Origin of the sequence: Streptosporangium sp. NPDC020072, from assembly GCF_040631445.1 — a bacterium.
Taxonomy (GTDB): Bacteria; Actinomycetota; Actinomycetes; order Streptosporangiales; family Streptosporangiaceae; genus Streptosporangium.
This window is the reverse complement of sequence record NZ_JBEYAB010000004.1, coordinates 357,144-370,010: the sequence shown is the minus strand read 5'-3', so window position 1 is coordinate 370,010 and position 12,867 is coordinate 357,144. Positions and strand designations below refer to the sequence as shown.

At 69.3% G+C, this 12,867-nt stretch carries 11 protein-coding genes; 3 read left to right on the top strand and 8 right to left on the bottom strand.

Translation table 11 applies throughout. From position 1 onward, the window contains the following. Positions 1 to 247 precede the first annotated feature (247 nt). The 7 genes from ABZ470_RS11330 to ABZ470_RS11300 form a co-directional block, all read right to left on the bottom strand. Positions 248 to 1,216, bottom strand: coding sequence for an aldo/keto reductase (locus ABZ470_RS11330; protein WP_352014034.1), 969 nt, complete (start codon positions 1,214 to 1,216; stop codon positions 248 to 250). 172 nt (positions 1,217 to 1,388) lie between these two features. Continuing rightward, a complete protein-coding gene (locus ABZ470_RS11325; RefSeq protein WP_352014035.1) occupies positions 1,389 to 2,498 on the bottom strand; it encodes a zinc-binding dehydrogenase in 1,110 nt (369 codons plus the stop codon). Between the two features lie 19 nt (positions 2,499 to 2,517). After that, positions 2,518 to 3,390: a branched-chain amino acid ABC transporter permease gene (locus tag ABZ470_RS11320; RefSeq protein WP_352014036.1), complete on the bottom strand. Its 873-nt coding sequence runs from the start codon at positions 3,388 to 3,390 to the stop codon at positions 2,518 to 2,520. Between the two features lie 40 nt (positions 3,391 to 3,430). Next, positions 3,431 to 4,585, bottom strand: coding sequence for an ABC transporter substrate-binding protein (locus tag ABZ470_RS11315; RefSeq protein ID WP_362911225.1), 1,155 nt, complete (start codon positions 4,583 to 4,585; stop codon positions 3,431 to 3,433). Positions 4,586 to 4,651: 66 nt separating this feature from the next. After that, positions 4,652 to 6,403 carry an ATP-binding cassette domain-containing protein gene (locus tag ABZ470_RS11310; RefSeq protein ID WP_362911224.1) on the bottom strand — a complete coding sequence of 584 codons (1,752 nt, stop codon included), beginning with the start codon at positions 6,401 to 6,403 and terminating at the stop codon, positions 4,652 to 4,654. Between the two features lie 2 nt (positions 6,404 to 6,405). Further along, positions 6,406 to 7,146, bottom strand: coding sequence for an ABC transporter ATP-binding protein (locus ABZ470_RS11305; protein WP_352014039.1), 741 nt, complete (start codon positions 7,144 to 7,146; stop codon positions 6,406 to 6,408). Beyond that, the gene (locus ABZ470_RS11300) at positions 7,143 to 8,090 is read right to left on the bottom strand and encodes an alpha/beta hydrolase (protein WP_352014040.1); all 948 of its coding nucleotides are present in this window, start codon (positions 8,088 to 8,090) and stop codon (positions 7,143 to 7,145) included. The genes ABZ470_RS11305 and ABZ470_RS11300 overlap by 4 nt, the downstream gene beginning before the upstream one ends. Before the next feature lie 164 nt (positions 8,091 to 8,254). Between ABZ470_RS11300 and ABZ470_RS11295 the strand changes: the two genes are divergently transcribed. Beyond that, entirely contained in the window at positions 8,255 to 9,595 is a 1,341-nt protein-coding gene (locus tag ABZ470_RS11295) for an amidohydrolase family protein (RefSeq protein ID WP_362911223.1), read from the top strand. Positions 9,596 to 9,854: 259 nt separating this feature from the next. On the opposite strand, the gene ABZ470_RS11290 is transcribed toward ABZ470_RS11295, so the two are convergent. Then, on the bottom strand, positions 9,855 to 10,847 hold the full coding sequence (locus tag ABZ470_RS11290; RefSeq protein WP_352014042.1) for an aldo/keto reductase: 993 nt from the start codon (positions 10,845 to 10,847) through the stop codon (positions 9,855 to 9,857). Positions 10,848 to 10,941: 94 nt separating this feature from the next. Here ABZ470_RS11290 and ABZ470_RS11285 point away from each other — a divergent pair, with 94 nt between their 5' ends. Beyond that, the gene (locus ABZ470_RS11285) at positions 10,942 to 11,943 is read left to right on the top strand and encodes a methyltransferase dimerization domain-containing protein (protein WP_362911222.1); all 1,002 of its coding nucleotides are present in this window, start codon (positions 10,942 to 10,944) and stop codon (positions 11,941 to 11,943) included. Beyond that, the gene (locus ABZ470_RS11280; protein WP_352014044.1) at positions 11,940 to 12,683 is read left to right on the top strand and encodes an SDR family NAD(P)-dependent oxidoreductase; all 744 of its coding nucleotides are present in this window, start codon (positions 11,940 to 11,942) and stop codon (positions 12,681 to 12,683) included. Before ABZ470_RS11285 ends, ABZ470_RS11280 begins: the two co-directional genes overlap by 4 nt. Positions 12,684 to 12,867 lie beyond the last annotated feature (184 nt).

Below are 12,867 nucleotides of genomic sequence, written 5' to 3'. Positions count from 1 at the left end.
GCCGTACCAATAGGGCTCGCCGTACCGACAAGCCCGCCGTACCAAGCCGCACCGGTACGGCGCGCCGTACCGATAGAACGGTTGAGAACGGGAAAACCCGCCCTGTTCCGCCTTTTCGCGCCGCACCGCGAGAGAAGGAGGAACAGGACGGGCGGTTCACGGGCACATGGTTCCCCGCCCACCGGGGAACCGGGCCGGGCAAAGCGCCCGGGGCCGGTGACTCACCTCACCGGCCTCCGGGTGGGGATCACGGGCCTTCCGGGTTCACCACGTCGGCGTCGACCCAGAAGGGGGCGACCAGTTCGCGCAGCCGCTCGGCGCCGACCCGCTCGACCAGTTCGATCGCGTTGACGTTGTCGACGAGCTGCTGCATCTTGGTCGCCCCGAACAGCACGGTGCTGACCGAGGGGTGCGTGAGGGTGAACGCCACGCACAGCTGGGCGGGAGTGACCTCCAGCTCGGCCGCGACCGCGGCGAGGCCGTCGGCGGCCTCGATGATGCGCTCGCGGACGCCGCCCGGGTCGCGGCCGATCTCACGTCCGGGCTTCTTGTTGCCCGCGAGGATGCCGCCTTCGAGGATGTCCGACGCCTGCATGGTGATGCCCTCGGCGAACACCTGGGCGAACGGCGCGCCGTCCGGGATCGACCTGCGGCAGGGGCTGTACTTCAGCTGCGCGATCTGCGGACCGGGCGAACCCGCCTGGATGGCGTGGTCGCGGATGGTCCTGACCGCCGTGGCCGACCAGTTGTTCACACCCCAGCAGCCGATGATCCCGTCGACCTCCAGCTCCGCGAGATCGACCGCGAGCTGGTTCAGGTCGAGGTCGTCGCGGCGGATGTCGCCGAGGATCACCAGGTCGGCCCGGTCGGTCCCGACCCTGAACAGGGCCTTCTCCAGCTGCTCACGCAGCGACATCTCCGGGTACGGCTCCAGCCACAGCTTGGCCGACAGCAGGTACTCGTCCCTGGAGATGCCCGCCGCCCTGACGATGGCGGAGAACAGCACGTCGGTGAAGACCGGCGGGTGGCCGGGGAAGCCGTACACGCCGACGTCGAACAGGTTGATGCCCAGGTCCACGGCGTGGCGGACCATGGCCACCGCGTCCTCGAAGGCCATGCGGTCGTAGGTGTGCCAGGACCCCAGCGACAGGACGGAGACGTCGGGACCGTGGGTTCCGACCCTGCGGAGGGGAACCACCTTCTTGGGCGTGGACATCGGACTCCTCGAAAAATATGTGGATGGCCGTCAGGCTCTGTTCGGTGGAGCTTCTCGCCTGCCAAGCCCCGGGAAAGGTCTGTGGAAGACCCGCGGAAACGGCCCTCGGGTCCCCGCGGAGCGTCTCCGCGGGGACCTTCGGAGGATCAGGCGAGGGTCCGGAAGCAGGTTCTCAGGGAAGCCACGGGTGGACGACGGCCTTGACCTGCTCAAGGCGCGACATGGACTCAAGCGCTGCCGAGGCCCCGCTGAGTCCGACGGGCTCGCTGAACAGCTCGTCCCAGGGGAACCGCGTCTGGGTCGAGCGCAGGAACTCGATCGAGTTGTAGTAGTCGCCGACGTCGCCGTTGAGCGACCCCAGCACGTTGAGCTCCTTGCCCATGATCGTCCCGAGGGAGATCGGGTCGGGGCGCGGGCCCGTGGTGCCGACGATGACGAACGTGCCGCCCCAGGCGGCGGCGTCGATGGCCTCCGCGCCGACACCGGGCGCTCCGGCGACGTCGATCACCAGGTGCGCGCCCTGGCCGTCGGTCGCCTCCATGATGGCGGCGCGACGGCTGTCGGCGTCACCGTCCAGGCCGATGGTGACGTCGGCGCCGAAGCGCTTGGCCAGTTCGAGCCTGGAGTCGGGGCCGCCGACGGTGATGACCTTGCTCGCACCCGAGGCGCTGGCGACCGCGGTGGCGACGATGCCCAGCGCGCCCGCCCCCTGGACGAGGACGTTCGAGCCGAGCTTGGCGCCCCCGGCCCGGTCGAAGGCGTGCAGGACGGTCTTGACGGCGCAGCCCGCGCTGGCCGCCCAGGTGTCCTTGACGTCCTCGGGGAGGATGTACTTCTGGGCGGTCGGCGTGACGTAGTCGTACTCGGCGAGTCCGGCGGTCGAGTGCGGCCACACGTCGGAGCGCTGCAGGAACCCGTAGCCCCGCTTGGAGCAGGCCACGGGGTTGCGGATCACCGTACAGCCGTAGCAGTAGCCGCAGGTGGACTCCGACCAGCCGATCTTGGCGCCGACCTCGACGGGACGACCGAGGGCGTCGACGGTGCCCGACCCGACGGCCACGACCGTTCCGATCATCTCGTGGCCGAGCACCATCGGGAGCATGCCCGGGAACGACATGCCGCCGCTCCAGATGTGCACGTCCGTCGCGCACAGCGTGGCGCAGTCGACCTTGACGATCGCGCCACCCGGCTCGCACTCGGCGGGGAGCGGCAGCTCCTCGATGACCAGAGGTTCCCCGTGGGCGCGCAGTACGGCGGCCCGCGTGGACGTAGGGACTGTCATGCGATGATCTCCGAATTCGCTATCTGCTGTGGGCTGTGTCCCAGACCTCGTTACGGCTGCGCCACCACAGCAGCACCAGGATCACGAGGAAGGGGACGACGCCCCGGTACTTCTGGATCTCGTCGAGCGACGCGGCGAAACCTTCGAGCAGGCCCATGAGCACACCACCCAGAAGTGTCAGGGGCAGGCTCTTGAAGGAACCGACCATCGCCACGGCCAGGGCCGTGGTGACAAGCCCGCTCAGGGTGGAGAAGTCCCCACCGAGACGCGGCGCGACCAGCAGGATCACCAGCGTGCTGACACCGCCGATGGCGGCCCAGACGGCGATGGCGAGCTTGGGCGCCGGGATGCCCACCACCTGGGCGGTGCCCGGACGCTCCGACAGCGCCTGCAGCCGCAGGCCGACGGAGGTCCGGGACAGCATCAGGCCGACCCCGAAGGTGATGAGCGCCGCGAAGGCGAGCGAGACCAGCACCGACTGGGGTACCACGACGTCGCCCAGAGTGAAGGCGGGTGAGTCGAACACGGTCGGGAACCTCCTGGCCCCCGTCGACGTGCTGCCGAACAGGCGCAGACCGATCGCCCCGATGGCCACGAAGAGGGCCACGGTGACGGCGGCCTTGGTGCGCTCGTCGTGCTCACCGAACCAACGGACGAGCCCGGAGCCGATCAGGGCCGACAGCAGCGACCCCGCCACGACTCCGACGACCAGCGCGACGGGCCAGGGCAGTCCCAGGTCCATCAGCGACACCATGATGAAGGCACCCATCGTGCCCACACCCGCCATGGCGAAGTTGACCACGGCGACGAGCCGGTAGGTCAGCACGACGCACAGGCCGAGCAGGGCGTAGACGCCACCGCTGGTCAGGCCCGCGACCAAGGAATTCAACATCGGACACCCACCTCCTGGGGCTCCTGAAAGACCTGAAAGATCAGTTCTTGCCGGGGACGATGAAGCCCTCGGGAAGGACCTTCCACTTGCCGGCCTCGACCTTCACGAAGCGGCTGCCCTCGATCGGGCTGTGGGCCTCACCGGGACCGAAGATCCACGGGGTACCGACCATCGGGTAGTCGATCGGCTTCATGTTCTTGAAGGCCTCGGTGACCGACTCGCGGGTGATGTCGCCCTTGACGGTCTTCAGGACCTGGACGAACAGGTCGGCGGCCATGACGGCGCCCTGGCTGAAGGCGGTCTTCTGGATCTTGTTCTCGTCGATGACCTTCGCCCAGCGCTCGTTGCCGGGGAGGGTCTCGTCGGTGTACGGCTGCCACTCGGTGCCGGCGTAGACGTTGAGGCCGTCCGGGATCGCCTGGGCGTTGGCGTCGGTGTAGCTGTTGGCGGCCACGATGAAGTCGACGTCCTGCATGCCCTGGGTCTTGGCCTGGGCGAACCACGGGCCGACGGTGGCGTTGTACAGGATCGCCTGGCAGCCGGCGGCCTTGGCCTTGACGAGGTACGGCGTCGGGTCGCCCTGGCCGACCGAGGTGTCCTTGACGGCCAGCTGCTTGCCGGTGAGGTCCGTCCACTCCTTGATGGCGGCGTCGATGCCACCGCCGCTGCCCGGCAGCACGGTGTAGTACATGCACACCTTGTCGCGCTTGAGCGTCTCGGAGGCGTAGTAGAGCATCGCCGTGATCAGCTTGAACGGACCCGGGTTGACCGGGGCGATGTTCGGGCTGGTGAAGCAGGCGGGGTCGACGCCGACGGCCGGCATGGAGATGATCCCGGCGTTGGTGTAGGTGGCGCGGTTCAGGCCACAGTCGACCGCGCTGGAGGAACCGACGAGGGCCACGACGTTCTCCGACTCCAGCAGCTCAAGGGCCGCCTCGGTGGAACGCTGCGGGTTCATCGCGTCGTCCTTGCTGACGAGCTCGATCTGACGGCCGTTGATGCCGCCCTGCTTGTTGACCTCGTCGAAGACGGCCTTGACGGCCTGGGGAACCTCGGGCGTCTGGAACAGACCGGTGACACCGTTGATCGAGCCGACCTTGATCGGGCCGCCGGTGCCGGAGTCGCTGCTCGAACAGGCCGCGCTGGCCATGGCCAGGGCGGCGACCACCGCGACGCTGGTGAGGGAACGCTTCATCACTGCACTACTTCCTTGGGGCTGGGGGAAGAGGGGGGGTGGGGGTAGGGGTCGGGTTCGGGAGGGTTATACGAGGGGCACGTCGGCAGTACCGAGGTAGGCGGCCATGACCGCCGGGTCGTCGAGCACTTCCTGCGTGGTTCCGGACGCGATGACGTGTCCGAAGTCGAGAACGGTCACCTGCGCGCACGCCGCGCGGACCAGCTCCATGTCGTGTTCGACGAGGAGGATGGAGACACCGAAGCGGGAGGGCACCTCGGCGAGCCTCTGGCCCAGCTTGAGCGACTCGGCGGCCGACTGACCGGCGGCGGGCTCGTCGAGCAGCGCGACCTTGGGCTTGGCCGCGATGGCGGCGGCCACGTCGAGCAGACGGCGGCTGCCGACGTCCACGATGGACACCGGGACCTCTCCGGGCGGGCAGCCGAAGAAGTCGAGCAGCTCGTCGGCCTCCTGCTTGGACAGCTTCCTGTTGGCGCCGATCGAGAGGTACTCGTACTGGGTCAGCTCGGGCGCGATCACCGTCGTCTGGAACGTACGGCGCAGGCCGTTGCTCGCGCGGGCGCTCGGGCTGAGCTTGTCCAGGGACCTGCCCTCAAGCTCGACCGTGCCCTCGTAGGCGTGGAGGAACCCGCTGACCGCGGCGATGAAGGTGGACTTGCCCGCGCCGTTGGGGCCGATCAGGCCGACGACGCCACCGCTGGGGACGGTGAGGTCGATGCTGTCGAGCGCGAGGACCTCGCCGTACCTGACGGTCAGGCCGCGCACGTCGAGGGCCGGCTGGTCGCCCGCGGGGGCGGGCGGCGGAACCAGGGAGGTCGACTCGGTGGCCGGGACGGCCGCCTTGGGCTCCTCCTTGGGCTTGTCCGGGAGGCTCTCCAGCAGCTTGCGCGCGGCGGCCTCCCGCTTGCGGGCCCGGGTGAAGTCGGTCTGGCTGACGCCGCTGCGCAGGGCGAAGATCGCCGAGAGGCCGAAGAGGATGCCGCCCAGGTCCTGGGGCAGCCTGAGCTTCTCCAGGATCGTCGCCATCACCGCGCCGAAGATGCCGCCCATGAGGGCGCCCTCGGGGTTGTGCGGGCCGATGAGGATCGCCACCGCGAAGAGCGCGAGCGACTGTCCCATGGCGAAGTTGCTGGAGACGACCAGACCGAGCTGACCGGCCATCAGGCCACCGCCGATGCCGGCGATGAAGGCGCTGAGCGCGAACGCGGCGAGCTTGCTGCGCGCGACCGAGATGCCGTGCGCGGCCGCGGCCCGCTCCGAGTAGCGGATCTCCAGCCAGGACATGCCGAGCCTGGTCCGGTTGAACAGCGCCAGCCCGATGCTGAGCACCATGAAGACGATCACGGCCAGGACGAAGTAGCCGCCGTTGGTGTGGAACAGGCCGGGGCGCTGCAGCGTCTTCAGTTCGGTGGTGCCGGGGAACTGGTTGGCGTTGAGCACGATGTCCGCGGCGACGGCGAAGCCGAAGGTGACGACCGCGAGGTTGACGCCACGGATGCGCAGGGCGGGCAGGCCGATGGCGACGCCGACGGGAACGGCCGCCAGACCGCCGATGACCAGCCAGACGATGAAGCCGCCGGGGGCGTCGGCCAGGTTCAGGCGGAGCACGACCCAGGCGCCGATGGCCGCGAAGGACATCTGACACAGGGACATGACGCCGGCCCTGCCGACGATCACACCGTAGCTCTGCATGATCACCGAGCTGACGACCGCGGTGATCGCGAGATACACCCAGTACGGCGGCAGCACGTTGGGCACGATCACGCAGGCCGCCACGGCGACGGCCAGGGCGATCCCCCACGAACGCTTGTCGATCATGTTCACGGGTTCTCGCCCCCAGCTTCGACGACGGCGTCCGTGGGCATGGCGCCGAAATAGAACTCATGCAGGCGCTCGGAGTCGCCCCTGATCTCGTCACACGGGCCGTCGAAGACGACGCGGCCCTTGCGGAGGACGTAGGCGTTGGCCCCGATCTCCAGGGCCAGGTTCGCGAACTGCTCGATGAGCAGGACCGCGATGCCCAGGCCGACCAGGTCCTTGACGGCGTGCATGAGGCGACGGACGACCACGGGCGCGAGGCCGAGGGACATCTCGTCAATGAGTATGATCTTGGGGTCGGAGATCAGCGCGCGTCCCAGGACGAGCATCTGCTGTTCACCGCCGGACAGGTGACCGGCCTGGAGCGTACGGCGCTTCTGCAACTCGGGGAAGAGCTCGTAGACCTTCTCGGCGTCGCCCTTGCCGGAACGGGAGACGAGCAGGTTCTGCTCGACGGTCAGCGTCCTGAAGACCGTACGGGCCTGCTCGACGTAACCCAGACCGGCCTGGGAGCGCTTGTAGATGGGAAGCTTCTCGATCGGCGCGCCGTCGAGCTGGATCGTTCCTGAGGTCACGGGGGCCAGCCCCGCGATTCCGTCCATCAGCGTCGTCTTTCCGGCGCCGTTGGCGCCCAGGACGACCGTGACGGTTCCGGGTGCGACGGTCAGGGAGACGTCGTGGACGATCGGGGTGTCACCCCGGTTGATGCTGACGTCCTTAAGGGAGAGGACTTCGCCGCTCATTGGGCGCCTTTCACATAGGCGGATCGCAGTGCCTCGACGACGTGGGCAGTGACACCGCTGACCTCGGCCAGCTCAAGCGTGAGCAGTCCGAAGAAGCCGTGGATCATGCCGTCGAACACGGCCAGCTCAACCTGGTTGCCCGCGGCCTTGAGCGCCTCGGCGTACTCGACGCCCTCGTCGCGGAGGACGTCGTACTCGGCCTCGACGACCAGCGCGGGCGCCAGGCCCGACAGGTCCTTCGAGCGGAGCGGCAGGAGATAGGGGTCGTCGAGATCACTGGCGTTACGGGGGTACTGGGTGAAGAACCAGTCCATGCCTTCCTTCGAGAGGAAGTAGCCCTCGGAGCAGTCCCGGTAGGAGGCGCGCCCGTCGTCGGGGTGGCCCAGAATTGGCGAGACGAGCACCTGCAGGGACAGCCGGGGACCGTTCAGGTCGCGGGCCTTGAGCGCGACGACGGCGGCGAGGTTCCCGCCCGCGCTCTCACCGGCGACGGCGAGGCGCGAGGCGTCGACCGAGAGCGCCTCGGCGTTCTCGTGGACCCACAGGAGCGCGGCGTAGGAGTCGTCCGCCGCGGCCGGGAAGGGGTTCTCCGGTGCGAGCCGGTAGTCGACGGAGACGACGACGGCGCCCGCCCCTGCGCAGACCGCCCGGCAGGCGACCTCGTTCTCGTCGAGAGAGCCAATGGTCCACCCGCCGCCGTGGAACCAGACCAGCGCCGGGAACGGCCCGTCGCCCTCGGGGGTGTATACACGAACCGGTACCTCACCCGCGGGACCGGGGAACGCGGTATCGACCACACCACCGACCGGCTGAAGGTCGTCCGGCATGGACCAGGCAAGACGGAATCCCTCGCGCATCGCCGCCGCGTCAAGCTGGGGGGCCTCGCCCTGGTCCTGAACGCCGGTGCGGTCGATTATTCGCTGCGCCTCGGGATGCAGGGGCATGGGGTTACCTCCGGGGGCGGCCCGAGTGCCTTCCCAAAGGTTCAGGCACTCGCAAATCGTATCCGATTCCATGTACGTTATGCGGGTCCAAATGACGTGTCTAGTGTGATGGTGAAATGTTGCCTAACGATTCGAGGTACGACGCCGCCTCGGCGGATGTGGTCATGACCGGCGGTAAGGTGCACACCGTCGACGCCGCCGACACTGTCGCGGAGTCGATCGCGATCACCGGCGGCCGCGTCACCCGGGTGGGAACAGAAGATGAAATTTCATCTCTGATCGGTCCCGACACCCGCGTCATCCCATTGCGGGGAAGATCGGTCCTTCCGGGGATCAACGACTCCCACCTCCACGGCGTCTGGCTCGGCCAGATGTGGCCCGCCCTCCTCATGGACCAGATGGCGGCCGGGCACCACGGAGGCGAGCCGCCGGCGCGGCTGGAGACCTCACAGGACCGGCGTGGCGCGATCCTGCGCACCGCCGAACTGCTCGCGTCACTCGGGGTCACGAGCTACACCGAACCGGGCCTCGGCCCAGGGGAGGACAACGGGGCGAGCGGCTGCTTCGGCTCCGCGGCCCTGCGCGACTACGCCGACCTCGCGGCGGAGGGCAGGCTCACCTCCCGGGTGACCGCCCTCATGCTGTTCGGCGAGCTGGACGGCGCGAGCTCGCTGTCCGGGGTGCTCGACGGGCTGCGTGACTTCACGCCCCCCGCCGACGTGCCCGGCTGGTTCCGCGTCGCGGGTGTGAAGATCTTCGGTGACGGCATCCCGCCGATGCGCAACGCCTGGATGGACGAGCCCTACCTCGACGGCACGTACGGCGGGCTGCTGGTCGAGGGGGCCTCCGAGGCCGAGCGTGAGGCCGTGCTCATCGCGATGATCGACGCGGCGCACGCGGCGGGACACCAGGTCGCCGTGCACGCGACCGGAAGCAGGACCACCAGGACGGTGACGGACGCCTTCGCCGCGGCGGCCTCCAGGGACGGCCGCGACGCGAGGCACTACATCATCCATGGCGACGTGATCTCCTCCAGGACCCTGGCCACGATGGCGGCCGCAGGCATCGGACTGAACACCCAGGTGGGAATACCCGTGGCGACTGAGCATATGGTGCTCGGAGCCCTGGGCGAGGACATCCTCCCCCAGACGTGGCCGACCCGTGACGCACTGGACATCGGGGTGAAGCTCTGCCTCAGTTCCGACGCCCCGGTCCTCACCCCCGACTGGCGGGTCGGGATCGCCGCCGCCGTCACCCGGCGTGGTCTCGACGGCGCCGTGCGTGGCGCCGCCCAGCGGCTCGCGGTCGCCGAGGCCCTGCGGGCCTACACCATCACCCCCGCCTGGCAGGACGGGGCGGAGTCGTGGAAGGGTTCGCTGGAGGCCGGCAAGGTCGCCGACCTGTGCGTGCTGGACGGCGACCTGCTTGAGGTCGAGCCCGAGGCCCTGCCCCAGGTCCCGGTGAGCCTGACCATGGTGGACGGCCGCGTCGTCCACGAGAGCTGATCCGGAGGACACCACGTCCAGTCGCACCGAGAAGCCACGAGGGACCGGCCCGCGAACACGCGAGCCGGCCCCTCGTCACGTCACCCTGCCGTATGGTCCCGTCCGAAACCCGGTTACGGACCCGGTCTCGTTTTCCGGCCCGGCTACGGGCCTGGTTCCGGGCCTGGTTCCGGACGCTGCCCCGCCGTACGGCACGGGCACGAGCCGAACGCGTCCCGGAGCCGCCGGGAAAGGGCGGCCGGGACGCCGAACGGAGTCGTCAGGCCTTGTTCGGGGCGTCGGTGCCCCAGGAGGCGTCGGGAGCGACCACGCCCTTGTCGATCCACAGCGCCCCGACCGCGGAACGCAGCTCGTCGCCGTGCCGTTCGAGCAGTTCGAGAGCGCCCAGGTTCTCGTCGAGCTGCGCCCTGCTGCTGGCGCCGAAGAGCACGTTCGCCGCCGCCGGGTGGGTCAGGGTGAAGGCGATGGCCAGCTGGGCCGGGGTCGCGCCGAAGCCCTCGGCGATCCGCTTGACCTCGGGGTAGGAGTCACGGATCCGGTCGCGGATGCCGCCCGGGTCCGCGCCGATCTTGCGCTGCGGGTTCAGCTTGCCCGCCAGGATGCCGCCCTCGAAGACGTCCGAGGCCTGCAGCCCCATACCGCCCTCGGTGAACAGCCTGCCGTACGGCGTGCCGTCCGGCACCGAACGGCGGGCGAGGCTGTACTTGAGCTGCGCGAACGACGGCGGCTCCATGCCCTCGGCGATGGCGAAGTCACGCGCGAACCACAGGTCGTCGGCCGACCAGTTGTTCACGCCCCAGGTCTGGAAGCGCCCGGCCCGCACCAGCTCGGCCACGTCGGTGACCACGGCGCGGATGTCCAGGTCGCCGAAGAAGTCGCCGACCACGACGGAGTCGGCCCTGTCGGTCCCGATCCGGGACAGCGAGGTGTCGATCTGCTCGGCGAAGGAGGACTTGGGGTACTCCCACAGCCAGAGCTTGCCGCACAGGAGGTAGTCGTCCCTGGCCACCCCGGCCTCGACGACGGCCTCACCGAAGATGATGTCGGTGACCGCGTTCTCGGCGTGCGGACCGAAGTTGTAGTGGGCGACGTCGAAGAGGTTCACGCCACGGTCGACGGCGTAACGGATCAGGGCGACGGCGTCGTCCCGCTCCATCCTGTCCCAGGTGTTCCAGGAGCCGAGACCGAAGACCGGAACCAGGGGGCCACGCTCACCGAGCCGACGCCGGGGGACCTGACCTGAGTACTCCACAGAGAACCTCCGATGCCGATGTGCGACCCCTGGTCGCTGCCTGGTGAATCGTATAGTATTCCCAATATTGTTTGGAATCAAAGGAGCGCATCGCATGTCGTCTCTCCCCGACAGCACCTCGTCCGCGAGCCCCTCGAAGATCGTGGACGTGGCCATCGGCTACATGGCCGCCAAGCAGCTCTTCGCCGCCAGTGAGGCCGGAGTGTTCGCGGCGCTGGCCGACGGTCCCGCGACCGCCGCCGAAATCGCCGAGCGCGCCGGGATCCCCGCGAACGTCGCCAGGATTCTCGCCGACGCGATGTCGAGCCTCGACCTCCTCACCCGCACCGACGGGGTGTACGCCAACACCCCCGCCACCGCGCGGTACCTCGCGGGCTCCGCCGGCGACCTCGACCTGCGTAAGTTCCTCGCCTTCCTCGACGCCGTCAGCTACGGCCACTGGCTCGGCTTCATCAACACCGTCCGCACCGGCAAGCCCGGCGACCTGGACATGTCCGGCGACCGCATGGACATCTTCATGGGCGGCGTCATGACCTACAACGCGCTGCACGCCAAGATGCTCGCCGACAACTTCGACTTCTCCCCCTACACCAAGGTCCTCGACTACGGCGGCCTGTCCGTCTCCTTCCTCGTCGAGGCCCTGACCGCCAACTCCGCGCTCAACGGCACCTTCTTCTCCGGCGGCCCGCTCGTCGAGGCCGCCAGGGGCGTGCTGGCCGAGGCCGGCCTGAACGAGCGCGTCGAGATCGTCGAGGGCGACCCGCTGCAGGGCGACATCCCCACCGGCTTCGACCTGGTCTTCCTTGAGCACGTCGCGCACCGCTACGACGACGAGCAGAACAGGGCCATCGTCAAGCGCGCCCGCGAGGCGGCCGTCCCCGGCGCCAAGCTCCTGCTGCTCGACTTCTTCCTCGACAACGACGACAAGCAGCGCAGCATCGACGCCCTGCACGCCGGTGAGTACCTCACCATCGACGGCACCATCGTCTACCCCGAGGACCAGGTCCACGGCTGGCTGACCGAGGCCGGCTGGACCCCCGTCGAGACCCTCGCACTGCCCGGCAGCCCCCGCGTGATCGTCGCGGAAGCCCGGTGAGCGGCGCCGAAGGACGCGTCGTCCTCGTCACGGGCGCCGCGAGCGGCATCGGCAGGGCCGTCGCGGAGGCGTTCGCCGCCGCCGGTGACCGTGTCGTCGTCGCCGACGTCAACCGCGCGGGCGCCGACGAGGTCGCCGCCGAGATCGGCGGCCACGCCGTCACCCTCGACGTCACCGACCCCGAGAGCGTCAACGCGGCCGTCGAGGAGGTCGCCGAGAAGCTCGGCACCGTCGACGTCCTCGTCAACAACGCCGGCCTCGTCGCCGGTGGCGGCCTCCTCGTCGACCTCCCCTTCGAGGTCTTCGACACGGTCGTCTCGGTCAACTTCCGCGGCACCTTCACCGTCACCAAGACGGTCGCCGCGCAGATGATCAAGGCGGGCAAGGGCGGCTGCATCGTCAACATCAGCTCCATCGGCGCCCGCCAGCCGACCCCCGGCATGGGTCACTACGAGGCCACCAAGGCCGCCGTGGACGCGCTGACCCGCACCGGCGCCGTCGAGCTGGCCGGTCACGGCATCCGCGTCAACGGCGTGGCCCCCGGTCCCGTGCACACCCCGATGACCGCCGGTCTGATGGAGAACGCCGAGGCCCGGGAGGCGTGGGAGTCGCGCATCCCGCTCCGCAAGATCGCGACCACCGAGGACATCACACCGCTGGTGCTGTTCCTGGCCTCCGCGAACGCCGGTCACATCACCGGCACCGTGGTCCAGGTGGACGGCGGCCAGCTCCTGGTGTGACCCCAGAACAACACAGCCCGGCGCACCGTGGGGGGGCGCCGGGCTGTGTTTATTGCGGCGCCGAAGGCGCCGCGGGTCCGGGCGCTTCGCGCCAACGCTTTCCCTCGTCGCTGTGTCTCTTTGCGCCGCCTTCGGCGTCGCGGGCTTGGGCGCCCTGAGTCGGTGCTTTCCCTCGTCACTTCGT

Bases quoted from the DNA above. Each gene is read 5' to 3' on its own strand.
- ABZ470_RS11310 (WP_362911224.1), bottom strand. From the start codon at position 6,403: ATGATCGACAAGCGTTCGTGGGGGATCGCCCTGGCCGTCGCCGTGGCG.
- ABZ470_RS11305 (WP_352014039.1), bottom strand. From the start codon at position 7,146: ATGAGCGGCGAAGTCCTCTCCCTTAAGGACGTCAGCATCAACCGGGGT.
- ABZ470_RS11300 (WP_352014040.1), bottom strand. From the start codon at position 8,090: ATGCCCCTGCATCCCGAGGCGCAGCGAATAATCGACCGCACCGGCGTT.
- ABZ470_RS11320 (WP_352014036.1), bottom strand. From the start codon at position 3,390: ATGTTGAATTCCTTGGTCGCGGGCCTGACCAGCGGTGGCGTCTACGCC.
- ABZ470_RS11295 (WP_362911223.1), top strand. From the start codon at position 8,255: ATGACCGGCGGTAAGGTGCACACCGTCGACGCCGCCGACACTGTCGCG.
- ABZ470_RS11285 (WP_362911222.1), top strand. From the start codon at position 10,942: ATGTCGTCTCTCCCCGACAGCACCTCGTCCGCGAGCCCCTCGAAGATC.
- ABZ470_RS11325 (WP_352014035.1), bottom strand. From the start codon at position 2,498: ATGACAGTCCCTACGTCCACGCGGGCCGCCGTACTGCGCGCCCACGGG.
- ABZ470_RS11330 (WP_352014034.1), bottom strand. From the start codon at position 1,216: ATGTCCACGCCCAAGAAGGTGGTTCCCCTCCGCAGGGTCGGAACCCAC.
- ABZ470_RS11315 (WP_362911225.1), bottom strand. From the start codon at position 4,585: ATGAAGCGTTCCCTCACCAGCGTCGCGGTGGTCGCCGCCCTGGCCATG.